The sequence below is a fragment of the Citrobacter sp. Cy070 genome, assembly GCF_030332245.1.
Lineage (GTDB): Bacteria > Pseudomonadota > Gammaproteobacteria > Enterobacterales > Enterobacteriaceae > Citrobacter > Citrobacter youngae.
Map to the genome: position 1 here is coordinate 75,144 of NZ_JAOWIG010000006.1, position 23,662 is coordinate 98,805.

A 23,662-nucleotide genomic window follows, 5' to 3' on the forward strand; every position below is an offset into this window, starting at 1 on the left:
TTATTTATTAATATTGTTTTCTGATAACAGTACCGCTACAGGCATAACTTTCCGTGCCATTAATTAAGGCTATGCGTCCATTAACCATCACGATTTCAATCCCTTCCGGATACTGATTAGGTTCAACAAATGTCCCCTTATCCGCAATAGTCTTGGGATCGAACATCACAATATCCGCCGCATACCCTACCTTCAGCAGTCCGCGATCCTGCAGACCCAACACCTCAGCGGGTTTGCCTGTCATCTTGCGGATTGCCGCTTCCCAGCTCAGGCATCCTTCTTCACGCACGTATTTACCCAGCACGCGCGGGAAGGCGCCAAACACACGTGGGTGTGGTTTACCCGCGCCCATCAGTCCGTCAGTGCACACGTTCTGTTCCGGCCGGCAGAGAAACTTAATGACGTGTTCTTCAGTGCCGTAAAAGTCGACCATGCCAACGGCGTTTTCTTCTTCAAACAACAGATCGAAGGTAGCGTTGTACGGATCTTTACCGCGCAATTCCCCCAGTTGAACAAGGTTCAGACCAACAGCATCCTGATTTTTCTCTGTCTTGACGCTGGTGACAAAAATCTGATCCAGGCCTGCAAAATCAATGAAGTTATCCCAACCAGGAATGCCCTGCTGGATATCCTCTATCATTTTGGCGCGCAATTCAGGCGAGGCCAGACGCTCAAGTAATTTGTCCGTCCCGCCAGAGTGGACCCACGGAGGCAGGATCACGCCGAGCATGGTGCTTCCCGCCACGTACGGATACTGGTCGTAAGAGATACGGATCCCCTCTTCCTGGGCCTGCTCCAGCATGCCCAACATCTGGTCAATCAGCCCCCAGTTTTTCTTCCCACAGACTTTCATATGTGAAATATGCAACCAGACACCGGTGGCTTTAGCGATATCGATCAGTTCCTGCGTTGAACTGATGATATCGTCAGCCTCACTGCGCTGGTGTACCACAAAGATCCCGTCATATTTCGCTGTGACCTTGCACAACTCAATCATTTCAGCGGTATCACCAAAAGCACACGGCATATAGATAAGCCCAGTTGAAAGACCAAACGCGCCGGCTTTTAGCTCACGTTCAAGGACTTCACACATCTTCGCCACATCTTCACGCGTGGAAGGGCGTCCATCCAGGCCCATCGCTTCCATGCGTACGTTACCGTGTGGCACCAGATATGCCAGGTTTGTCGCCGGATGTCGGGATGCCAACAGGTTGAGATAACCGTCCGTGTTTTTATATTTCCAGTCAATTTTGTCGGTGTCGCCGTCCAGTCCGGCAATATTTTTACGCCATGCCGGAATATATTCCTCCGGCAATGGTGCCAGCGCTACGCCATCCTGCCCCAGCAACTCGGTAGTAATCCCCTGGCGGATTTTCGCTGACAGCGCAGGATTAATAATGGCTGACAGATCAGAGTGTGTGTGAGTATCAATAAAGCCCGGACAAATAATTTTCCCTGTTGCATCAATAACCTGTTCATTGACGCCAACATCAATTTGACCAATTTCGACAATATGCCCTTCATCAACCATTACATCGGCAATTCGGCCTGGATTACCCGTTCCATCAATCACATTTCCGTTTTTAAAAATGGTTTTCATCGTTATTCTCCATTGCGGTGCCGCGTAGCAGCACCACCTGTAAGGTAAGAGGTATTTATCTTTATTTTTTAACGGCGATAGAGTGTCTGGATGATGCTGTAATAGCCGCGGGCCGATCCGGTCAACTGATCAATCTCGATATACTCGTCGATGGTATGCGCCAGGTTTTCACGCGACGGCCCAAACCCGATGGTTTTGATTCCCGCTTCGCCCGCATAGTGGCTACCATTAGTGCAAAATGAGTACTGAGTAATCGTTGGCGAGAAACCCGCTTCGCGAACGCCTGCCAGAGCGGCCTGCACGAACTCGTCAGACTCGTCGTACACCCAGCCAGGGAAGAACCGCTCTCCCTCAATGGTGGCGCCGGTATAGCAAGACTCCTTGCCAACCGCGTAAGAGACGCGGGCTTTGAACTGCGGGTCCTGGGCGGTTAGCTCCGCAAGTGCATTTTCCAGTGGCGCAATAACACTTTCTTTGGTTTCGCCCACCAGCAAGCGGCGATCGTAAGTGGCGCGGCAGTAATCCGGCACCACTGATGCGCCAGGATACGGCGACGATTTAATGTCTGTCAGTTCCAGGATACCGGGGCCAAGAACCGGGTGGGTTGGCGGAGTAATGGTGCGAATTTTGTCGATCAACTGCGCCATTTTGTACACCGCGTTAATTCCTGCCTGCGGGTTGGCGGAGTGGGCAGGTTTACCAAAGGTTTCAACCACAATTTCAGCACGACCACGCTGGCCGATTTTCAGATTCAGTTCAGAAGCTTCGCCAATAATGACGTAATCAGGCTGATAACGCTCACTGACCAGACGAGCGGCAATGCCTTCAAAACACTCTTCATGAACGATACAGGCGACGTAAATTTTCCCGGCGAAATTACGCTGAGTATCCTGGCCGAAAAAACCTACGGCAGAGATCATCGCAGCAACAGCACCTTTCATATCGGTGGTGCCACGGCCATAAATTTTGCCATCGTCAATATCACCGCCGTACGGGTTGCGGGTCCACTTCTCTTCGTTCACCGGCACAGTATCGATATGACCATCCAGAACCAGCGTTTTCCCCGGCTGATTTCCCACAATACCGCCGACGATATTGCCGTATTTATCAACATGGATGTCGTCGAACTGGTAATGCTGCATCATTATTTTTATGGCATTTACCACGTCCCCTTCCTGACCTGAATAACTTTTTTGCTGGATCAGCGCCTGGCAATTTTTAATAACTTCTTCAATACGGGTTGCAGATAACATGGGGTTTCTCCGTTAATACTCTCAATCAGGAAATTATTTATTGATGCGCGGGTACTGACCGCCCCAGACAATATCCAAATATTGTTGCGGGTCGGTATCACCTTCAGTACTTATCAGCAACACGCGGGAATGCTCATCCAGACCCAGTTGCTCACGGGTTTGGGCCAAATCCGGGGAGGTCATCAACAGCGCCAGAAGACCTGTCGTGACGGCCCCAGACTCACCTGAAATAATTTGTGGGTCGCCCGCCAGCGGGTTGCCCAACATACGCATGCCCAGCGCCGCGACTTCATCAGGGCAGGAAGCAAATGCGGTGGCATAATCACGCAGTAACTTCCAGCCAATGCTGTTTGCCTCGCCACAGGCCAGACCCGCCATCACGGTCTGTAAATCGCCGCCTACCGCAACAGCATCCCCCTCTTTTGCACGGGCTGAACGGTAGAGACAGTCGGCAATTAACGCTTCGGCGACGATCACTTTCGGACGATTTTCGCCCCATGCGGCCGTCACCATACCCTGCACCATTCCCGCAAATGAACCCACACCGGCCTGAACGAAAACATGCGTCGGGGCGACCTGATGGAGTTGATCAATCGCTTCCAGCATCAGCGTGCCGTAGCCCTGCATAATCCACTGCGGGATCTTTTCGTACCCTTCCCAGGCCGTGTCCTGCACAACGATCCAGCCATACTTTTGCGCCTGATCTGCGGTCATACGCACGGCATCGTCATAGTTCATATCCACGATTTCAGCGGTAGCGCCTTCATTGCGGATAGATGCCAGCCGCTGCTGTGAAGATCCTTTCGGCATGTAAACCACCGCATTTTGCTTTAGCTGGCGCGCCATCCACGCCACTCCGCGCCCGTGGTTACCATCGGTGGTGGTGGCAAACGTCACGGTCTTCAGGTCATGGCGTACTGCTTCACTGGTCATGACATCAAACGGCAATTCACTGATATCCTTCCCCACTAATTCCGCGATATGGCATGCCATCGCGTAGGCGCCGCCCAGCGCTTTGAACGCTTTCAGGCCAAAACGTTGAGACTCATCTTTGAGGTAAATATTTTTTACGCCCAGTTTTTGTGAAAGTGCCGGCAACGTATACAGCGGTGTTGGAGCGTATCCCGGAATAGACCGATGAAAATTCAACGCTTTTACCAGTTCCTGGCGACTAAAGGGGGCCAGCGGTGCGTTAGGGTGCTCGGTAAACGGCGTCTGGTTGATAAAAAATGATAAGTTTTGCTGCATCATAAAACCTCATTATCCTGGTAATTCATTCCCTGTAATCGGTGTAATACAGAGTTATTTACGCTATCGGTAATCCATAAAAGCAAAATGCTTACCAGTTTTTTAGAAAATGAGGGAAAAACTAGAAATAATTTAATAAATTCTTTTATTTCAATACATTAATCAATTTTTAATGATAGCAAGGTAAAAACAGCCGTCGTTAGTTTATCGCCTGGTTTTGATAAATTCTCATAAATGATAAATAGTGTGATCACGAAGGATAAAATTAAAAAAACATCCAAAAACAATACGCTAGATTGATTTTTCGCAAATCAATTTTGCAATGGTTCGCCTATTTATCATTTTCCTTGAGAAATGAGACACCTTACCGGAGAAGTATCATGATTTCAGTACTGAGCAATATCCAGGATGATATATGCAATTATGCCGACGCTATTTCCGGCATTACCGGGACTGATGTAGAAATCATTGATGAATCTTTAATGCGCATTGCTGGCACCGGTAAATACCGACATATGCTCAATGAGAACGTGGCAAAAAATGGTTATATCTATCGGCATGTTTTGCAGGTCCGTGAGACGGTTTTGATCAAAAACCCCGGTGAACATCCTCTATGTCAACTGTGTGAAAAACACCATTACTGCTCTGAAATGCTGGATTTGAACGCCCCTATTTTTCTCAATAACCGCGTCATTGGGGTGATCGGCATTATTTGCTCAACGCAAACACAGCGTGACACTTTGCTTAGCCAGATCGATAAATTTGTCACGTTTATAGAGCAAATTGCCGTCATGATCTCCAGTAAGGTCTTTGAATGCCTGGAACGCTTACGCGCGCAGGAGACGCTCGGTGCCTTTCGCCGTCTGATTGATGCAATGGATCGCGGCGTTGTGGCCATCGATGGCAAGGGCCGCATCTGGCATGCCAACCATTCAGCAGATCGCATACTTAACCGTGAAGTTCAGGGATTACCTCTGACCATTGAAACGACCGGAGACAGTTTGTATGGCGATGAGGAAGCATGGCTGACACTTGAAGGGCAAAAACACCATGTGCTGTGTAAACAAATCTCGCTCTCGTCACTGGATAACGACCGATTAACTATGGTTATCTTTCGCGATGCGCACGACTACCTGAGCACGATTGCTCCCTCGCCCTATGAGTCTGACACACAGGTACGTCTTATTGGCCATTCCCCCTCAATGGAACAACTCAGAAGTACCATTAGCAAAATCGCCAACAGCTATGCCAGTGTACTGATCACCGGGGAAAGTGGTTCAGGTAAAGAAGTTGTGGCATTTGCTATTCATCAGAGCAGCCCGCGTAAAGCCGCCCCTTTCGTAACCATCAACTGCGCCGCTATCCCTGAACAACTCCTGGAAAGCGAACTGTTTGGCTACGTACGCGGCGCATTCAGCGGTGCCGATCCCAAAGGCCGTGTGGGGAAATTTGAGCTGGCCAATGGGGGTAGCCTGTTCCTCGACGAGATTGGCGATATGCCACTGCATTTGCAGGCCAAGCTGCTCAGGGTACTGCAGGAAAAAGCCATCACCCGTGTGGGGTCTAACAACACCATCAATATTGACGTGCGGATTATTGCCGCAACCAACAAAAACATCAGCGCGATGGTCGAGAATAATCAGTTTCGTGAAGATCTTTTCTATCGCCTGAACGTGGTCCCTCTGGTACTTCCTTCCCTGCGTGAACGCCGGGCGGATATCGCCGTCCTGGCACAATATTTTGCCGATGAATTCTCGCTAAGCTACCAGCGACCGCCGCAAAAACTTCCCGATGATGTTATTAACCGCCTTTATGCCTGGCACTGGCCGGGCAACATCCGTGAACTGCGCAACGTCATCGAGTACATTTTTGTCATGCGCGGAGAAGCCGCCGGGATCAACGCCAGCCATCTGCCCCCTTACCTGCTTACCGCAGCCGATGGCAGAAAAAGCACAATGATGGCGCAACCTCGCCAGCTTGCCCACCAGGGCAAACAAGCAGAGAGAGATGCCATTGAAAACGTCATACAGCGATTTGGTTCAAGCGTTGAAGGTAAGAAACAAGCCGCGACAGAACTGGGGATCAGCATTGCGACGCTGTACCGAAAACTAAAACTCTATGGCTTATGAGCCTCGCCTTCTCAACGACAAAATCCGCATTATCCAATACTGCCGATCATCAATGCTCGCTTATCGGCCTACGGTTTACAGGCTTTAGTAGGCCGGATAGGGCGTCAGAGCCGCCATCCCACAGATACAGCAAAGTCCCTTATGGTTGAGCGCTTTTAAAATTAAAACTCGCCATTCCCGCTATCTCAGATCGGCAATCAACAGGCACAGGATCTGAGTTTTTGGGAATAATTTCGCGAAAATGGAGAGAAAACGGTGATTTTTTTCGGTTAAGCTATGTGCATGCTTTGGCGCTACCACAAGGTCAAATTCACTCTTCAGGAACCAACCCGTAATGGCTAAAAGTATTCCGCAGCTGCCGCATGATCCCCATATGTGTCGTAGCTATGAAAAAAAGACTCGTAGCCCACTGGCACTCTATTCAGAGTATCAGCGTATGGATGTCGAGTTGCGGGAGCCGCTGGCCATGACTTACAGTCACTGGCATGGCCAGGTTGAAGTGAATGTGCCATTTGATGGTGATGTTGAGTACCTGTTCAATGACGAAGTGGTACAGAGCAAACAAGGCTTTATCACACTGTTCTGGGCGTGTACTCCCCATCAGCTCACGAATGCCGGGCACTGTAAGCAAATGGCTATCTTCAACTTGCCCATGCATTTATTTTTGTCCTGGCCGCTGGATAGAGAGCTGATTAATCACGTAACGCACGGCAGGGTGATTACCTCATCGGCATCCCAGCAGCTTAGCGTTTTTGAGGTTCAACGTTGGCAAAATGAACTCAACAGCGATAACGAACAGATTCGTCAGTTAGCCATTGATGAAATCGCCCTGATGCTCAAGCGGTTTAGCCTCTCAGGCTGGCGGACAGTATTGGGAAACCAAACTGCACGAACCCAGAAGAATAGCATTTCGCGGCATTCACAATTTTACGTCAGCCAGATGCTGGAATTTATTGCCGCCAACTGTGACAAATTGCTGACCGTCGAGGCCATTGCCGATCACGTCAAACTTAATCCTAATTATGCGATGGGTATCTTTCATCGCGTAATGCAACTGACGATGAAACAATATATTACGGCGATGCGCATCAACCATGTACGGGCATTACTCAGCGACACCGATAAAACCATTCTGGATATCGCGATGATTGCGGGTTTTCGCTCCAGCAGTCGATTTTATAGCTCATTTCATAAATACGTCGGTATGCCGCCTCAGCAGTATCGCAAGCTCAGCCAGCAACGCCGAAATCATCCACCTTATGCGGAGGGATAATTGACTATCAAATCTATCTCTTATTTTACTGCTGAAATATGAACATCATAACAGCAGGCCAGAAAAGATCGCCTGAAACAGTTAATAAAATAGAGTTCGTTCAACAACTCACGTAACTACGCCACTCCATTATTGATTGGCCTGTAGCAGGTATTTCTTTGGCTTGTTCAACCGTTAACGATTGGGATGGAATTATGGAACAAAATAGCTGTACTTCACACTACAGAAAAAAACTCTCTTTCTTTTGGTCAGTATTACCTATGGTGATCATGCTGGGCGGGATTAGCATAGGATATTTTATATTCAATATTCGTGCCGAACCTATGATCCTGATGGGAACGGCAGCCGCTTCATTTATCGCCATTGCTCATAGTTATACATGGGATGATATTCTGCAATCGATTTGCAATAAAATATCAGAAGCACTGCCAGTCATTCTAATTGTCGCCAGTATCGGGTTTTTGATTGGCTCCTGGATGGTATCAGGTACCATCCCGATGATGATCTATTATGGTTTGAAGTGGATTAACCCTCAGTATTTTTATATTTCAGCATTTATGCTGGGGGCATTGATCTCAGTGTGTACCGGCACCTCATGGGGTTCCATTGGTACCGTCGGAATTGCCATGATTGGTGTCGCCATTGGCCTTAATGTCTCTCTGCCCATCGCCGCCGGAGCCATTGTTTCAGGTTGCTGGTTTGGCGATAAACTCTCGCCGGTCTCTGATTCAACCAATATGGCGGCACTGGCTGCCGGTGTAAATCTGTACTCCCATATTGGCCATTTGCTGTGGACTACCGGTCCGGGATTCATTATTTGCTGCGTGGTTTATAGCTATATGGGAATGGGCATTGATGCCGCTGTCAGTGCACCAGAAAATATCACCCAGTTAATGAACGCTATCGGCCAGATTTATCAGTTCAACCTTCTGTTGTTGCTACCACCGATTATAGTTTTGTACGGCTCACTGTCGAAAAAACCGCCTATCCCGATGTTGTTTTTGTCCACCATCGTATCAATGATTCTGGCTCTGGTTTTTCAACAATTCAGCGCATCTTCGGTCGGTGAATCCGTGGTCAGCGGCTTTAAGCTCGCGATGCTTACCGGAGACCCTGTTCCTGCACTGTCATCTGATGTCTCGCGCTTATTAGAGCGAGGCGGCGCAATCTCTATGTTCAGCAGTTTTGTGACCGTCTTCAGCGCCTTTAGTTTTGCTGGCGCCATGAGTGCGACTGGCTCCCTGTACACGGTTATTAACGCGCTGACAAAAGGGGTTAAATCAACATTCCGCCTGGTCGCTACCACCATTGTTACGACGTTCACCATCTGCGCCTGTACCGCCAATGGAACCTTACCGTTGTTATTGTGCGGCGATGCCTTTAAAGATGAATACAAAAAACGTGGACTGGCCGCGAAGAACCTTTCGCGAACCACCGAAGATGCCGGAACCGTTGTCGAACCTATTATTCCATGGTCTGCTTCTGGTGTTTATTGCGCCACGATGCTGGGCGTGACAACTCTTGATTACCTGCCATGGGCAATTCTATGTTACAGCGGCGTCATCTTTGCATTGCTGTGGGCAGCAACCGGTATTGGCATTGCTAAATATGAGTCTAATGAACTGACTACCAATAGAGTTGAACAAGAATCATAAAGTGATAAATAGCTAAAGACAGCTATCACCAGGGGTATTTTACTATATCAACCAGATATGTACATGACGTGTGCATAAAAATCTCTGGTTTATTTCACGCGGCTTAAATTATTTATTTCAGAGACTATCCAGGAGTTAGCAATGTCTTTGTTTGATGATATTGTCACAAGGGATGTTAATTGTCGTAAATACGGACAATTACAACAAATGTACGGTACCAGCGATGTATTACCACTATGGATTGCGGATATGGATTTTGTGACGCCAGAACCCATCATGAATACATTACGCACAGTAGTAGAGCAGCCTGTTCAGGGCTATAACCTGGATTATCCGCAATGGAAAGAATCCGTTGTCCAGTGGTACGCAAAACAATATGATGCCGAGATTAAATCGCACTGGCTGCATTTTGTTCCCGGTGTCATAAAAACCATTGTCATGTCCTTGCTGGCACTCACTCGTACGGGAGACAATATATTAACCTGTACCCCAATATATGACCCCTACCCTAACCTGGTGAAAACCAGCGGCAGACATTTACTCCAGACCCGCCTCATTGAAAAAGACGGTTGCTATGAATTTGACTGGCAAGATTTCAGCGAGAAACTTAAACAGTGCAAAATGTTTCTTTTTCCCTCGCCACATAATCCTGGTGGAATGGTGTGGTCACGGGAAACGCTTGAAAAGATCAGTCACTATTGCCAGCAGGCCGGCGTCATCATTCTCTCCGATGAAGTGCATAGCGATTTAACCCTGCCAGGTAAGCAACACCGGCCCTTTTTTACCCTTGATGACGCAGCAGGGTGTCAGTCAATCGTACTGACCTCTGTCAGCAAGACCTTCAACACGGCGGCGATACAGGGAGGGATAGCCATTATAAAGAATGATGAACTGCGTCACCGGTTCTATCATTTTCTCGATAACTGTTATCTTGCAGAGACTCACTCACTGCAACAGGCAACGATTTATAGCGCCTATACCCATTGCGGTGACTGGCACCGGGAATTATTGGCTTATCTGGCTGATAACGTGGCATTTGTTAGAAATGAAATCGAAATGCACTGTCCGTTGATTTCAATTGTCTATGGTGGCGCATCCTATCTGCTCTTTCTGAATGCCGAAAAAATGGCGCTTAGCGAGACGCAGCTAAGCGATTTTTTTGTCCATGAAGCCAGACTTGGCCTGTCACCAGGGTCACAATATGGTCCAGGCGGAGAGGGGCACATGCGTCTGAACGTTGGCTGTCCGCGCGCCGTACTGGTAGAGGCGATGAACAGGCTAAAAGCGGCATACCAGAAACGGCTGAACGCATAACGCAGGCCGCTACGCTTGCCCTGCTTCGTCAGGGCAAAATTGCCCAAAGATATTGACCGAACTGCTATAAAGTCTTTCCCTTCTGTCGGCTGGTGTTAAACTGGAAAGTGTGATCTTCATCATAACCTGCTTAAACAGAGAAAAGAGACACTGCTATGCAACATATCATTGAGGGCTTCCTCAACTTCCAAAAAGAGATTTTCCCTCAACGTAAGGAACTCTTCCGCAGCCTGGCATCCAGCCAGAATCCTAAAGCGCTTTTCATCTCCTGTTCTGACAGCCGTCTGGTGCCAGAGTTAGTGACGCAGCAAGAGCCAGGACAGCTTTTCGTTATCCGTAACGCCGGTAATATCGTACCGTCTTTTGGCCCGGAGCCTGGTGGCGTGTCTGCTACCATTGAGTACGCGGTCGTTGCTCTAGGCGTGACTGATATCGTTATCTGTGGTCACTCCAACTGCGGCGCGATGAAAGCCATCGCAGAAAGCCAACCCCTGGATCCGATGCCTGCTGTCGCCCACTGGTTGCACTATGCCGATGCCGCGAAAGCCGTGGTTGAAAAGAAAACCTGGGCTAACGAAATCGATAAAGTGAATGCCATGGTAGAAGAAAACGTAATTGCCCAGTTGAACAACATTAAAACGCATCCTTGCGTGGCTGTTGGCCTGCGCAACAACGCGATTCGTCTGCACGGCTGGGTCTACGACATCGAAAGCGGAGAAATTCGTACTCTGGATAAGAACAGCAAGACTTACGTTTCGCTGGCCGATAATCCACACGTCCATTTCGAGTAAATCTGCACTGGAGCACGGATGCTCTGGCAATCCTCCCACTACGATTTCTGTTAGTAGACAAACACCCCTCATGCGACTAGCTTTTACACTAGCCATCGGTGTGGCTGTCGTGGAACCCGCAATAGATTAAGCGATAAAAAGGAGCAGGTACGCATGCGAACGAAAAATAACAGACTGATTAATATGTTATTTTTTCATGAGTCGTGGGATATTATGATCCTGAAAAATAATGGTTCGCATACCTTTCCCACTAACACGCTGGACATTCTAAACCGCACCCGAGCCCAACAGCTCAAAAAGAAATATACCTTTCAGGCCGATCCTTTCATTATTGAAAAAGACAATAAAGTTTATGTGTTTTATGAAGCATTAAGCTTTCGTAATTCGCAAGGTATCCTGCGCTGCCGTATCCTTGATGCTAACCTGGTTGAGCTTGAGGATGTGAAACTCGACGGTTTTGATAACCTAAAATGCCATCTATCATTTCCTTTTTTATTTTACAACAACGATCAGCTTTTCATGATCCCGGAGTCTTCAGAAAGGAAAGAGGTTATCTTATTCCAGTCGATAGATTTCCCTACGCGCTGGAAACAGGTAAAAGTATTAGTACCTGATCAGGCGCTCACCGATAACGTCGTCGTTTCGTTGCATGAAAATCTTTATCTTTTATCCACCACGATGGAAGATAAGTTAGTTATCCATACAGCCAATGATGTAACCGGGCCATGGCAAAAAATAGTGCCAACGCTTAACCTGTCGAATCAACACCCCCGAGGCGCTGGCGCACCACATTGCGTTGAGAATAGACTCTATTTCCTCACCCAGGAATGCACACCAGAGACGTACGGAAAGTCGGTTTATATCAAAGAGTTAATCACGATTAACGCATCCAGCTTTGATGAGCGTTTGATTGTGCAGATCAATGCCAGCATCAACCAAAGCGAGGGCGTCCACACGCTGAACTTCACCGATAACTATATCGTGTATGATAGTAAGATAAGCAAATTCAGCCTGTTTTCTATACTTAAAAAAATATCTTATAAATGCAGGGTGAAATACCGGAATTATTATCTTAACCGACGCCGCCAATAACATTTATTTATGCCGGTGGCATTAATGAATTAATGATTGTTTGCAAAAAAATATCTGGAGACTGTATGGCAATTTTAGTCACTGGTGGTGCTGGTTATATTGGTTCACATACCGTGCTGACGCTTCTGGAAAGAGGTGATGATGTTGTGGTCATCGATAACCTTTCCAACTCCTCACAAACATCCCTGGACCGGGTTGCGGAACTGACCGGCAAAGCGCCCATTGTTTATATTGCTGATGTGCTGAACAACGATATTCTGAAAACGATTTTCTCTAACCATAACATCACCGATGTCATTCATTTTGCTGGATTAAAATCAGTTTCAGAATCAATAAAAGAGCCGCTTGCCTATTATGACAATAATGTCACCGGCACGCTGGTTTTACTGCGTGAGATGTTAGCTGCGGGGGTGAAGCACTTTATTTTCAGCTCTTCTGCCACGGTATACGGCAACCCGGAAAGCGTTCCATTAAGTGAACAATCGCCAACCGGTGGTACCACCAATCCGTATGGCACATCAAAATTCATGGTCGAGCAAATTCTGGCAGACTTTTCCCGCGCACAGCCCGATTTCCGAATCACCTGCCTACGCTACTTTAACCCAGTTGGCGCGCATCCATCGGGCAGGATTGGCGAAGATCCGAATGGTATCCCCAACAATCTGGTACCGTATATTTCTCAGGTGGCGATTGGCAAACTGGAAAGCGTGTCGGTCTATGGAAATGACTATCCAACCCCTGACGGCACCGGTGTGCGTGATTACATCCATGTGATGGATCTGGCAACTGGCCATTTAGCGGCACTGGATTGCCAGGAAAAAGGTGCGGCATACAAAGTCATCAACCTCGGTACCGGTATCGGGTATTCCGTACTTAACCTGATTGCAGCCTTCGAGAAAGCGGCGCAAACCCGCATTAATTATAAGATTGTGGCCAGAAGGCCCGGGGATATTGCCGAGTGTTGGTCAGACCCGTCGTTAGCACGAAAAGAGTTGGGATGGCAGGCCATCTATACCCTGGATGAAATGATACGCGACACCTGGAACTGGCAAAAAAACAATCCAGATGGCTATCACGTTTAATTTTTAACGATAAGGAGCCTGGTTGCCAGGCTCCTTACTATGGCAGGCTATTTCACCGTTACCGCAGAGACGCGATACCAACCGTTGCTCTGCTTCCCTTCATTGGCAAAGTGAATTCTTGCCGCACCGGTTTTATCCACTATCGCCGTCTCAATAGCATATTTCCCTTTCGGCAGCGTCCCGGGCATCGGCATCGGGTAACTCAGTGAGTACTTTCCGGGCAGCCAGTGACGTATATCTTCCGGGGCATTCCCTTGTGCCACCACCTTATTGGCCTCATCGACCAGACGAAATGCCAGCGTGTAGGGCAAGTAAATCGGCGCGTTACCCTCATTATACCAGGTGCTTGTCAGGGTGAATTCTTGTCCACCTTCCCAGACGGACTCGTGGCTCAGAGATGCTAAGCGAAACCGATAGCCCAGTTTTGTCAGTGCCTCGTCGACAATCGGACGATACTCACGGGGCACTGTTCTTGATTTCAGGTTAATCGTACTGGTATGTTGCTTCACCGCCCAGTCAAAAATCCCCTGCACTTCCGCTCGCGTATAGTGAAACGTATTTTTCCAGTCCTGCATGTACGAGCAGATCTCAAAGCTCACTGGCGCATGTTTCCAGGCATCATTAAATCCTGAATAGCTTTTCTGTGCGGCCTGCAGCCGTTGCGGATAATCATCCGCCATATGGTTCCAGGAAGCAGAAAACACGCGGAGATCGCCCAGGCAGTCCGCACGCCAGCCTGCCCCGCGCGCGACCGCATTCGCCAGACTTTGCCCACCACTCATCAGCATGATTTTTGGCGTACTGGGGAAAGCCGTAAAATGCATCGTCACATAGCGGTCCAACTGCGCCGTAGTATAGCGCTCCAGCAATGGCTTCAGCATCGGGAAGTTGCTGTTATGCCACTCTCCCCACGACCCCACCATGCCGATATCCACGAAAGCCAGGTTCTCGTTACCATCATAGCGTTTACCCATCGCGTTCAGCAGGCGCTGGCTATATTCAATAAATAGGGGATCGTCTAAATCAGGGATAAAGGTTTTTTTGTCAGGCGTCCAGGTTCCCTTTACGCCTTTGTTAATCAACCAGTCAGGAATTTGTGAACCGGTTTCCGGCTCAGCAAGCGCCATAAACCGCAGTCCGACGTTCATCGCCGGTCGATGCGCCGCGGCATACTTAAAAGCGTCATCAACCAGTGCAAAATTGTACTGGCCTTCGACAGGCTCAAGGTCACGCCAGTAAAAGCGCTCATATTCAAAGCCGGTGTCGGGATAATCCGCCAGTCCAAGCGTTTCACCATATCCTTGATGAAAACTGGCGACCCCGATACCTGGGTTTGTCAGTGGGCCCGTCAATGCTTTGGGGGTTACGGTCGTTAATGCGGCCAATACCGTCAGCGGACAGAACAGACACAACAGCGCAGAAAACCATTTACACTTCATCGCAGTGACGCCCTCCACAGGTTTGATAACACTAGCGGTCTTTCAGGCTTAACCACCAGTCCCAGATACCAACGTGAAAATGTTGGAATACATCAATACCCAATGCGGATTTGATCATATATAGCGTCAGCAATACGCAGCAGGTGACAAACAGCGTGCCTAGCAGCAGCAAAAAAGTGAGCAACATGGTCGATAAGGTCGACTCCTGACGATGCCGCTGACGTAAGTCTCTGCCGAATAAAAAAACCAGATAAAAGCGTTTACCAAAAAATGGAAAACTTCTGCGAATATCGATCCGATGTCTTGATGCCAGAGTGCTGGCGACGATCGCTTTCTCGATCCCGTCTTTTTGTTCCGGAGTCAGTCCCTCCGATATATGCTCATCAAGTTGCGCATAAAATCGTTCGATGACGGGGGGGCGATTCTGAGGACTGGTCAAAATTAACCTATATCTTTATCAATTGAGTGATAGACATTGACTGTTTTTCTGGCAATTTCCTGCCAGTCATAATTTTGCAAATAGACACGATAGTCCACGCTATTTGCGCTGGCCCAGGCGGTTAATTTCTCAGCAAGGCTGGACAATGAGCCGACCCGAAAATAGGCCTCAGACGGCAACTGCACTTCCAAATTTGCGGGAATGTCGCTCACCACCGCCGGAAGGGAATACGACATCGCCTCCAGAAGTGCAATCGGTAGCCCTTCATGGTAGGAAGGCATAACGAACAGCCTGGCCTGCGAAAACACCGCCTGAAGTTCATCTCCCCTTAAAAACCCGGTCATCACCACACCAGGGGTATCAGCGGCAAGTTGCTTGAGTCGAATACTGTATTCCGTTGGGTGATCTGCATCGCCAATGAGCACTAGCGGCTGTTGCAAACCACTTAGTTTGTACGCAGAGATGGCATCATGCATCCCCTTTTCTTCCACAAACCGTCCGACCACCACGAAATAGTTTTTCGCCTCGAGTCCAAAGCGGGAAAGCGTGGCATGAAGGGTTTGATCTGACAACGGACGGGGCTTATTGACGCCGTTGAAAATCAAATGCGCATCATAGCGAGCATGTTTTTTCTGAATTAGTTGGTTAATAACCTCAGAAATCACTATCACCTCATTGGCATATCTCACCGCCCAGCGTTCACCCAGCAGCAATATTTTTTTGGCGACGAATCCCCATTTTTGACGATCGTAATCAGGTCCGTGGTGGGTAAAAACCACCTTCTTACCTAACACGCGTAATAATGGGATCACCAAACCCGGTCCTATCGCATGGACATGCACAATATCAGAACGGTCGACACAGGTTCTAAACGCCGCTAAAACGGAATGCACAATCGCTTCCAGTGACCGTTTTTTGGGAGCCCACAGCGCATAGGTCTCAACTTTCTTATAAGAAGATCGTTTGTAGCTAACATACGGCGAGCGGGCGATAACACAAATATCAACGTCAAACTGTTGTTTAATCGCCGGATAAAGATTCTGGCAGTGGGTTTCCACACCGCCCAATACATCCGGAATACCGCGGGTACCAAAAACCGTTATTTTTTTACTCATTCTATGGCCTGCCCAGAAGTTCTTTATATAACGCCTGTAAGGTATCCATATGTTTGCTAAGCGCATATTTTTCACTCAGGCGTGCGCGCCCCCGTAAGCCCATGACACGAGCTTTATCCGGGTCATCAACCAGAGTATCCATCGCCTTCGCCAGTTCCTGCGCATTACCCGGCTCAAATAAAACCCCTTCAATACCGTCACGTATTTGTTCGGGGATCCCGCCAATGCGCGCCCCGATCACCGGTTTCGCGAAAGACATCGCCTCCAGCACCGCCATTGAGCAGTTTTCATAACATTCAGAGGGGAGGATCACCACACGGGCATGCTTAATGAGCTGATTGAGGGCATCCCCTTGTTGTACATAACCTAAAAACTCAGCTTCCGGGTATTTCGCCACTAACTCGTCATGCAACGGACCGTGCCCCACTATTTTCAGCGGAGCCGGGTTACGCATTTTCTGATGAGCGGCCAGCAACGTTGCCACACCCTTTTCACGGCTCAGGCGGCCGAAGTACAGTATATAACCGTCATCGACGACCTCATCGATGGGCTGGCTATCATCAACACCATTGACGATCACATCGATTCGTGATTTCGGCAACGTGCGGAGTAACACGCCGCGTAGAAAGACGCTCGGTGAAACAATGACATCCAGAGCCTGATAATTTTGGGCAATGTATTGCCAGGTCGCTTCTAACGAGAGCAGCAAGCTTTTAGAGGCAGAGCCTTCCTGGCAGCGATAGCGGAAGGCATTGAAAACGGTACCGGTGATACAGGCATCACACACCTTCCCATCGCGTAACATAGAGTATGCAGGACAGACAATCTTATAGTCGTGCGCCGTCAGCACCGTTTTACAGCCAAAATTGCGCGCCACTTTAATCAACGCCGGCGTCAACTGATGGTAAATATTATGAAAGTGAACGATATCAGGGCGTTCTTTTTGTAAAAGCGCCAGCATTTTTTTGCAGGCCTGGGTGTTATGAATAAAGTTAACCGCGGTTTTGATGCCCCCCAACAGATTACTCTCTTTATGGTAATCGACATTGCTGACGAAATAATCCGCATAATCAGAGGGGAAATTTTTCTCATGCTGCATGGAAAAATCAATGACCTGCACACCAGCCTGTTTCAGCATGTCGCGTTCTTGAAAATAAACCGTTTCCGCGCCGCCTTTGATGAAAAAAAACTTGTTAACTAATAATACTTTCATGGCGCCTGCCCCGGTTATTCATGAATGATTTTATTGCTGGGCGGAGTCAGCGGATCGCGTACCGGATAAAAAATACCTTTGATCAACCCCGCTGAACGTACGATTAAATTAATAACGCTTTGCAGCCCATCTGTTAACGAGCGGTTTTGCACAATCTTCAACAAGGCAAATGCCAGTAAGGGTAGAAGCGCAACGGCAAACACGTTGATATTAAAGGTGAGCAGCGCAACAAATAAGAGAATAAGGTAGAGCGCAAATACCGCCTCATTCCTCACGATGTTGAATGACTGGGAAAACCAGGGTTTCCCCCAACTACAACGCAAAAGCTCACCCGGAGCCTGGTAATAACCGCTGGTCCAGCGGCGCGCCAGCATCTTAAACGTCGACAGCGTGTGTGACGTATGGCTGAAGTAAGGAATATCCAAACGCCGCAGTTTATAACCCGCTTCGATTAAACGCAGACCCAGCTCAGCTTCTTCATAAGCGTGCAAATTACGGTTGGTCAGATAACCAATTTTTTCAATTGCCGACCGACGATACAGTCCACCGCCTCCCAGATGATCGCTATCGCCAAGAGGATAGATTTTATTGATCCGCTGCTTACGAGACTTAAACTCATAGTTAACGGCATCATCCATTTCGACGGTACCGGCCACCCCGGCATAGTCCGGTTCCGCCTGCAAAAAGGCAACAGCCTGGTCAATGAAGCCATCTTCCAGCTCCATATCTCCATCCATCAGTAATAAATATTCCCCTTCGCTGTACAGATAGCCCAACTGATGGCCCACCCCACAACAGCGATCGCCTGGATCGGTGAGTGACACTACCGTGACGCCTTTATTGGCTGCCAACTGCTGGGTGTTATCTGTCGACAGACTGTCAGCCACAATAATTTTATGCGGATACCCGACCAACTGACGCCGAATGCTGTCGATCGTTTTCTCAATGCCTTTAGATTCGTTGAGCGTCTTAATACTCACTGAAATAAATGGCTTATTGTCCATACCATCCCCCTGCACTGCGAAGTACGGTTCGACGAATCACTAAGCTCGCCCCCAGCGATAAATAGAACAGGAACTGTAACATCGGCGTAATCATCAATATCTGGCTGTAAGGTAAGCTGATTAAACAACTGATAGCGAAAGCGTTAAACGCGGGCGCAAAGCTCAGTAACTGCAGATCCTGTTTATCCAGCTGTTCAAGCATCAATACTGGTTTTGGCTGACATACTTTCAGAATATAAATAAACAAGCCAATAAACAGCAGCGTGCCAATAATGCCAACTTCCCACAGCAGCATACTCAGCGCAGTCGAGTCTAAAATCAGGTTATAGATAATGTTCAAAAACCCAGGGGAGACCGTACTACCACTGTTTGTGGCATTAAGCCCATAGCCAAATAATGTGCCCGACAGTCCCCATAGATCGTTATTTTTTAACCAGAACAGAAACGTTGTGAAACGCCCCAACTCTCCGGTCGACATGATGTAGTTCGGATCAAAGATATAGCTCAATGAATCAATAAAAATGCTTAATGAGCCTTTTGTCGGATCGCTGCCAAAAGCGGAAGAGTAGTACCAGGCCAGTATCATAATCGACAGGCCGATGAGCACCAGCATTCCTGCCACAATGATAAATAACGTCTTCAGGTTTACCTTACTGACATCTTTAACATAGCTCGGCGATATCCACACCCATGCAAGAAATATCGGTGACAGCAGGATGACAAACTTGACCTCGCCAATGATGCATAACCCTATTCCAAGGATGATATGCAGCGCTGCGGATTTAAACGTCGTAAGCCCATGCTTATATTCAGAGAGTTTCAGCAACATAATTAACAGGCAAAATAACCCCATCGCCGCCGTATTGCCGCCACCCATTGGATCTCCGCCGAATGTTCCGACCACGGAGTCCCATTTTTCATCTTCCCCGCGTACGGCCACGCGCTGAGGAACAACCAGCAAAACCTGATAAATCATCACCGGGATTTGCGCATAGAACACCCAGTACAGATAGCGCGTCGCCCGATATATCTGCGATTCACGGCAAAAACCTAACAGCAAACAAACCATCACCAGTGATAACGCGATTTCGTTTTTGAAGGCCACAATTGCCACGGTGACCCCGCCCTGAATCAGGGTCGATGTTCCCGCCAGCACCAGAAAGGAAAAATACAGCGCAAGGATAATGGTTTCCTGTGCATCCAGACGCAGCGCCCCATCTCGCGTCTGCATCACCAGTAATCCCACCATCAGCAATGTCAGGAAAAACGGGATCCACAACACGGACTGCATGCCGGTGAAATACTGCACCAGACCACACAGGATCAGCGTTATAAAGGTGTAGACCTGTAAATAATTTCCGGTATTCAGTGTCATGGCGTCACCGGCTTGTTTTTCAGGAGATTGGCCCGCTTGTTCATTTTCAGGTAAATGAACGCATAGCGAATAAATGTCAGTGAAGAGAACAATATTACTGACGCCGCATAATCATGGTAAAAATAGGGAACGACCACAAACGCCAGTAGCACAATCGCCAACTGTTCAAGTTGGATACGCAGAAAATAGCGGTGCGAGCCAAAAATAAGCTCAATCACCGTTAAAGGACTTATCGCCAGCGCCGGGAACAAATAGGGCAGCATGTAGCGCGACGTCTCAATGGAGTTAATCCAGTCTTCGCTAAAACCCAGGCGCATCACAATGGGATAGAAAATAAAGACGCCTAAGGTACAGACAACCCCCAGCACTAGCAGCAGCATACGCACCTTCGTATACTCCTGATAATTGAAGGTGTTATTTCTAAAGTCGATGGACCATTTAGAAAAAATGGTATTGCGTACCGCGTTGCCGATAATCACTACCGGTGCCAGACAGAACCGGCTTACAACGGAAAAATACCCCGCCGTCAGCGCCGAAAACCAGAAGTTAATCAGCATAATAGGCAAGTTACTGCTCGCCATTGCCAGCACCTCAGCACTACCAACTTTAGTGATATGATGAATATTCTGTTTAAAAAATCGTAAATTACTTGCCGGGCGCAAATGCTGCGACGTCACCGAACGAATATCAAACGAATGAAAAATACAGCTAGTGGTCAGCAAAATCATGGCGCAGGCCCACGACCAGTAAAATGTCTGTACCTGGTGCGTGAGCAGTACCGAGAGCACCACCACCACGGAGACAGAAATACGCTGAAAGATTAGAAAATAAAAGTTGGCTGTCCGCAGCGATAAGTTTTCCGATATTAACGCCCACGCCGTTGAAAGCGTCAGCAAATAGAGAAACAGTATGTTCTGGTGAAACAACCACGCGGTCAGGACGGCATACGGTAACGCAATGAGCGCGCTTTGCAGCAAACAGAACACCACATTTTGCGCCAGCTCGTCATCCTGCTGTTTGGGAATCAACAACTGGGAGGCAAAGGTACACACCTGAGCCCCCACCACCGCGATACTGTAGTTGAGCGCATACAGCCCAACCTCTGCCATATCGTACTTATGTGAGATCAACCAGATAGACAGCGCACCAATCAGCTGCGAAACGACTGATGAACTGGCTATCGTAGAAGCGCTCTTCAGTAAACTCATACACGACCTGGCGTAGTCATCAGTTGGTCAGTATTGAAGTTCAATGAGCGCAACCCTTCCTGCGTTTCAAGGTTTTTTTCTTCGACCGCATTCAACACTGCGCCAATCACCACGCCCTGATTATCCTCAATCTTATCCAGTGCGCTGGCGATATTCTCCGCAGAACCGGTCCCGGCTTTCACGATAAAGATAACCCCATCAACGGCTCGTTTGATCAGTTGGATATCCTGACTTTGATTCACCGCTGCAACGTCAATAATAATGCGTTGATACTGCGACTTCAGTTCGCGCATCACGGGTTCAACGCGCTCTGACGACAGCATCAGTAAAGAGGAAATGGTCGTCTTACCGTGGGGAATGAAATCAAGATTTTCAGTGATCTTAACCCGTACTTTTTCTAGCGGAGCCTCACCGCGCAACAGCTCCGCCACACCCGCAGAAGTCGCTGATGCCAGTTCAGAAGACAGGCCGTTGGTATTGAAGAAATCAGCATCAATAAGCAACGTTTTCTGATCGAAGCTGAATGAACTGGCCAACAGATTCGCCAACAGGGAGCGCCCTTCACCCTGCTCCGCCGAAGCAATAGCGACCGTCTGCAGCGGCCGATTATCCAGCATAATTCGGGTGCGAATACCGTGGATGATATCGGCATTCAGCGGGTTCTTCAGTATCATATCCCGAACCTGTGCGCGTCCCGAAGTGCCGGTAAACCGACGAATTTCGCCCAATGGCTCGACATTGAGACGTTTCTTCAGACGGCTCAGGGTGCTAATTGAATTATCCATTGCCGCTTTGACGATGAAATACATGATGCTGAATACCACAACCAACATCACCACCATCACGAGCAGCAACGATTTATTCGGCTTAGACGGCTTTAACGGGGGAACGGCTGGATCATACAGCACCGCATCCGCATTAACCCCGGACAGCGACAATTCCTGAGTCCGCTGATAAAGCGTCTTATACAGATCTTCCATTTTATCTAACGCCAATTTTTGGCTGTTCCAGGCATCCCGTTTTGATGCCATCTTCTGGAAGATCTCTTTTTGCTCAGCAACCTGCTGCTGGTAATTCTTTTCATCGGCCAGCGCAGCCAAATACTGCTGACGTAAGCCAAGTTTTAACTCACCCAGTACCCGACCCGTTTGATTTTGGATTGATTGCACATCGGCTTCTGCTTTTAAAATATTGGCACTTTTAGGCCCATACACTTTGCGCAGTTCCGACAACGTGCGCTGCGCCTGAATCAGCGCAATGCGTAAATCCTGAATTTGCGCATGATCAGAAACTGATGGCAGCGAAATGATATCGCCTGAAGATTTCCCTCGGCTATTTACTTCATTATAAACAGACTCCGCGGCGACACGGCGTTGGGTCGCATCGGCAAGACGGTTGGTCACAATGCTTAACTGCTCTGTTTCAAAACCATCAATACCACGGAAGGTCAGCAGCCCAGAGTTTTTCAGGTAGCTATCCATTTCCTCTTTTTGTTTCGCTATCGATTTCTGAATCTCTTCCATTTTTTCAAAGTTGAGATTGCGAGCCTGCTCTGCTTTCAGACGCTTTTGTTCTACCGTGTAGTTGATAAAGGCCTGAGCGACGCCATTGGCTATCTCAGCTGAAAGTTGAGGCGAGGAAGATTCATAAGAAATAGAGGCCAGATTAGTGGTACGGATACCGATGACCTTCAGATCTTTCGACAATGTTTTCAGCGCCTGATCAACCCTCAGTTGCTGATCTTCACTACCAGAGCCAGGCTTCACCCCGGTAAAATCCGGGTTTTCATCCAGCTTCAGATCGCGGACCGCCTGCTCGAGGATAATGCGTGACTGCATCAGCGCATATTGCGTTTCGTAATATCCACTACGCGTTGAATCAAAACCATCCACCTGTGGAAACGGCGAAACGTTATCAGCTTGTGCCTTAATCAGCACCGTCGCCGTCGAGACATATTTTGATGACATCATGCTGATCAAGGGATACGCCACTACCCCGGCAATAATGCCGGCCAGCGCGATTTTCCAGGCATTCTTTTTCAGTTCTTTGGCAAAGCGGGAGAAATCGACGGAGTTTTCTCGTTGCTTGCCGTTTTCCACTATAGATAGTTTCATCGTTAGAAGAACCCCATGCCAATAATCACGACATCCCCAGGACGAACAGAGTGCGTTAAATCAACATTCTCAAGTAGCTGATTACTACCGGAGAGGCGAATGTTGATATCTTTGCGATCTGCACGGTCAGTAAATCCCCCCGCCTGAGCAATAGCTTTCTCTACGGTAAGTCCCGGCTCCCAGGCGAATCCATTCGGGCTTTTTACTTCCCCTGACACGTAGAATTTGCGGAACTCGGCGGTGATGCTGCCAACTTACTGATTTAGTGTATGATGGTGTTTTTGAGGTGCTCCAGTGGCTTCTGTTTCTATCAGCTGT

General features: G+C 48.3%; 18 protein-coding genes and 1 pseudogene. 7 read left to right on the forward strand and 12 right to left on the reverse strand.

What is annotated here, in order from left to right:
- Window positions 1–7 precede the first annotated feature (7 nt).
- The 3 genes from OGY19_RS00430 to dpaL all read right to left on the reverse strand — a co-directional run bounded on the left by OGY19_RS00430 (window position 8) and on the right by dpaL (window position 4,101).
- Window positions 8–1,600, reverse strand: a complete 1,593-nt coding sequence (locus tag OGY19_RS00430) for an N-acyl-D-amino-acid deacylase family protein (RefSeq protein WP_061068407.1) — start codon at window positions 1,598–1,600, stop codon at window positions 8–10.
- 68 nt (window positions 1,601–1,668) lie between these two features.
- Complete coding sequence (locus OGY19_RS00435; protein ID WP_048212963.1) at window positions 1,669–2,853, reverse strand: YgeY family selenium metabolism-linked hydrolase; 1,185 nt, start codon at window positions 2,851–2,853, stop codon at window positions 1,669–1,671.
- A gap of 33 nt (window positions 2,854–2,886) precedes the next feature.
- Entirely contained in the window at window positions 2,887–4,101 is a 1,215-nt protein-coding gene (gene dpaL / locus OGY19_RS00440) for a diaminopropionate ammonia-lyase (protein WP_048213489.1), read from the reverse strand.
- A gap of 380 nt (window positions 4,102–4,481) precedes the next feature.
- Here dpaL and OGY19_RS00445 point away from each other — a divergent pair, with 380 nt between their 5' ends.
- From OGY19_RS00445 to galE, 7 genes are all read left to right on the forward strand, one after another.
- Window positions 4,482–6,230: a sigma-54 interaction domain-containing protein gene (locus OGY19_RS00445; protein ID WP_137346407.1), complete on the forward strand. Its 1,749-nt coding sequence runs from the start codon at window positions 4,482–4,484 to the stop codon at window positions 6,228–6,230.
- Between the two features lie 334 nt (window positions 6,231–6,564).
- Window positions 6,565–7,503 carry a transcriptional regulator MelR gene (gene melR / locus OGY19_RS00450; RefSeq protein ID WP_048212965.1) on the forward strand — a complete coding sequence of 313 codons (939 nt, stop codon included), beginning with the start codon at window positions 6,565–6,567 and terminating at the stop codon, window positions 7,501–7,503.
- A 194-nt stretch (window positions 7,504–7,697) separates the two neighbouring features.
- Window positions 7,698–9,158, forward strand: a complete 1,461-nt coding sequence (gene nhaC / locus OGY19_RS00455; RefSeq protein WP_115601616.1) for a Na+/H+ antiporter NhaC — start codon at window positions 7,698–7,700, stop codon at window positions 9,156–9,158.
- Between the two features lie 141 nt (window positions 9,159–9,299).
- Entirely contained in the window at window positions 9,300–10,472 is a 1,173-nt protein-coding gene (locus OGY19_RS00460) for a MalY/PatB family protein (protein WP_101742959.1), read from the forward strand.
- A gap of 155 nt (window positions 10,473–10,627) precedes the next feature.
- Window positions 10,628–11,263: a carbonic anhydrase gene (locus OGY19_RS00465; RefSeq protein ID WP_005122990.1), complete on the forward strand. Its 636-nt coding sequence runs from the start codon at window positions 10,628–10,630 to the stop codon at window positions 11,261–11,263.
- 153 nt (window positions 11,264–11,416) lie between these two features.
- Window positions 11,417–12,355 carry a glucosamine inositolphosphorylceramide transferase family protein gene (locus tag OGY19_RS00470; protein ID WP_115601615.1) on the forward strand — a complete coding sequence of 313 codons (939 nt, stop codon included), beginning with the start codon at window positions 11,417–11,419 and terminating at the stop codon, window positions 12,353–12,355.
- A 65-nt stretch (window positions 12,356–12,420) separates the two neighbouring features.
- Window positions 12,421–13,437, forward strand: coding sequence for a UDP-glucose 4-epimerase GalE (galE, locus tag OGY19_RS00475; RefSeq protein WP_061068412.1), 1,017 nt, complete (start codon window positions 12,421–12,423; stop codon window positions 13,435–13,437).
- A gap of 47 nt (window positions 13,438–13,484) precedes the next feature.
- Here the strand turns inward: galE and OGY19_RS00480 are convergent, their stop codons facing one another.
- From OGY19_RS00480 to OGY19_RS00520, 9 genes and pseudogenes are all read right to left on the reverse strand, one after another.
- Window positions 13,485–14,876, reverse strand: coding sequence for a DUF4832 domain-containing protein (locus OGY19_RS00480; RefSeq protein WP_115601614.1), 1,392 nt, complete (start codon window positions 14,874–14,876; stop codon window positions 13,485–13,487).
- A gap of 31 nt (window positions 14,877–14,907) precedes the next feature.
- Window positions 14,908–15,315, reverse strand: coding sequence for a hypothetical protein (locus OGY19_RS00485; RefSeq protein ID WP_101742956.1), 408 nt, complete (start codon window positions 15,313–15,315; stop codon window positions 14,908–14,910).
- 2 nt (window positions 15,316–15,317) lie between these two features.
- Window positions 15,318–16,430, reverse strand: coding sequence for a glycosyltransferase family 4 protein (locus tag OGY19_RS00490; protein ID WP_048212972.1), 1,113 nt, complete (start codon window positions 16,428–16,430; stop codon window positions 15,318–15,320).
- A gap of 1 nt (window position 16,431) precedes the next feature.
- A complete protein-coding gene (locus tag OGY19_RS00495) occupies window positions 16,432–17,643 on the reverse strand; it encodes a glycosyltransferase family 4 protein (protein WP_048212973.1) in 1,212 nt (403 codons plus the stop codon).
- Between the two features lie 14 nt (window positions 17,644–17,657).
- Complete coding sequence (locus OGY19_RS00500; protein ID WP_048212974.1) at window positions 17,658–18,647, reverse strand: glycosyltransferase family 2 protein; 990 nt, start codon at window positions 18,645–18,647, stop codon at window positions 17,658–17,660.
- On the reverse strand, window positions 18,637–20,022 hold the full coding sequence (locus tag OGY19_RS00505) for a hypothetical protein (protein WP_061068415.1): 1,386 nt from the start codon (window positions 20,020–20,022) through the stop codon (window positions 18,637–18,639). Before OGY19_RS00505 ends, OGY19_RS00500 begins: the two co-directional genes overlap by 11 nt.
- Entirely contained in the window at window positions 20,019–21,230 is a 1,212-nt protein-coding gene (locus OGY19_RS00510; protein ID WP_048212976.1) for a lipopolysaccharide biosynthesis protein, read from the reverse strand. The genes OGY19_RS00505 and OGY19_RS00510 overlap by 4 nt, the downstream gene beginning before the upstream one ends.
- The gene (locus tag OGY19_RS00515) at window positions 21,227–23,344 is read right to left on the reverse strand and encodes a GumC family protein (protein ID WP_115601612.1); all 2,118 of its coding nucleotides are present in this window, start codon (window positions 23,342–23,344) and stop codon (window positions 21,227–21,229) included. The genes OGY19_RS00510 and OGY19_RS00515 overlap by 4 nt, the downstream gene beginning before the upstream one ends.
- A 2-nt stretch (window positions 23,345–23,346) precedes the next feature.
- A pseudogene (locus tag OGY19_RS00520) lies at window positions 23,347–23,583 on the reverse strand (polysaccharide biosynthesis/export family protein); the annotation flags it as partial.
- Window positions 23,584–23,662 lie beyond the last annotated feature (79 nt).

Excerpts from the sequence above, each read along its gene's own strand:
- OGY19_RS00430 (WP_061068407.1), bottom strand. The coding sequence starts at position 1,600 with ATGAAAACCATTTTTAAAAACGGAAATGTGATTGATGGAACGGGTAAT.
- OGY19_RS00435 (WP_048212963.1), bottom strand. The coding sequence starts at position 2,853 with ATGTTATCTGCAACCCGTATTGAAGAAGTTATTAAAAATTGCCAGGCG.
- dpaL (WP_048213489.1), bottom strand. The coding sequence starts at position 4,101 with ATGCAGCAAAACTTATCATTTTTTATCAACCAGACGCCGTTTACCGAG.
- OGY19_RS00445 (WP_137346407.1), top strand. The coding sequence starts at position 4,482 with ATGATTTCAGTACTGAGCAATATCCAGGATGATATATGCAATTATGCC.
- melR (WP_048212965.1), top strand. The coding sequence starts at position 6,565 with ATGGCTAAAAGTATTCCGCAGCTGCCGCATGATCCCCATATGTGTCGT.
- nhaC (WP_115601616.1), top strand. The coding sequence starts at position 7,698 with ATGGAACAAAATAGCTGTACTTCACACTACAGAAAAAAACTCTCTTTC.
- OGY19_RS00460 (WP_101742959.1), top strand. The coding sequence starts at position 9,300 with ATGTCTTTGTTTGATGATATTGTCACAAGGGATGTTAATTGTCGTAAA.
- OGY19_RS00465 (WP_005122990.1), top strand. The coding sequence starts at position 10,628 with ATGCAACATATCATTGAGGGCTTCCTCAACTTCCAAAAAGAGATTTTC.
- OGY19_RS00470 (WP_115601615.1), top strand. The coding sequence starts at position 11,417 with ATGCGAACGAAAAATAACAGACTGATTAATATGTTATTTTTTCATGAG.
- galE (WP_061068412.1), top strand. The coding sequence starts at position 12,421 with ATGGCAATTTTAGTCACTGGTGGTGCTGGTTATATTGGTTCACATACC.
- OGY19_RS00480 (WP_115601614.1), bottom strand. The coding sequence starts at position 14,876 with ATGAAGTGTAAATGGTTTTCTGCGCTGTTGTGTCTGTTCTGTCCGCTG.
- OGY19_RS00490 (WP_048212972.1), bottom strand. The coding sequence starts at position 16,430 with ATGAGTAAAAAAATAACGGTTTTTGGTACCCGCGGTATTCCGGATGTA.
- OGY19_RS00495 (WP_048212973.1), bottom strand. The coding sequence starts at position 17,643 with ATGAAAGTATTATTAGTTAACAAGTTTTTTTTCATCAAAGGCGGCGCG.
- OGY19_RS00500 (WP_048212974.1), bottom strand. The coding sequence starts at position 18,647 with ATGGACAATAAGCCATTTATTTCAGTGAGTATTAAGACGCTCAACGAA.
- OGY19_RS00505 (WP_061068415.1), bottom strand. The coding sequence starts at position 20,022 with ATGACACTGAATACCGGAAATTATTTACAGGTCTACACCTTTATAACG.
- OGY19_RS00510 (WP_048212976.1), bottom strand. The coding sequence starts at position 21,230 with ATGAGTTTACTGAAGAGCGCTTCTACGATAGCCAGTTCATCAGTCGTT.
- OGY19_RS00515 (WP_115601612.1), bottom strand. The coding sequence starts at position 23,344 with ATGAAACTATCTATAGTGGAAAACGGCAAGCAACGAGAAAACTCCGTC.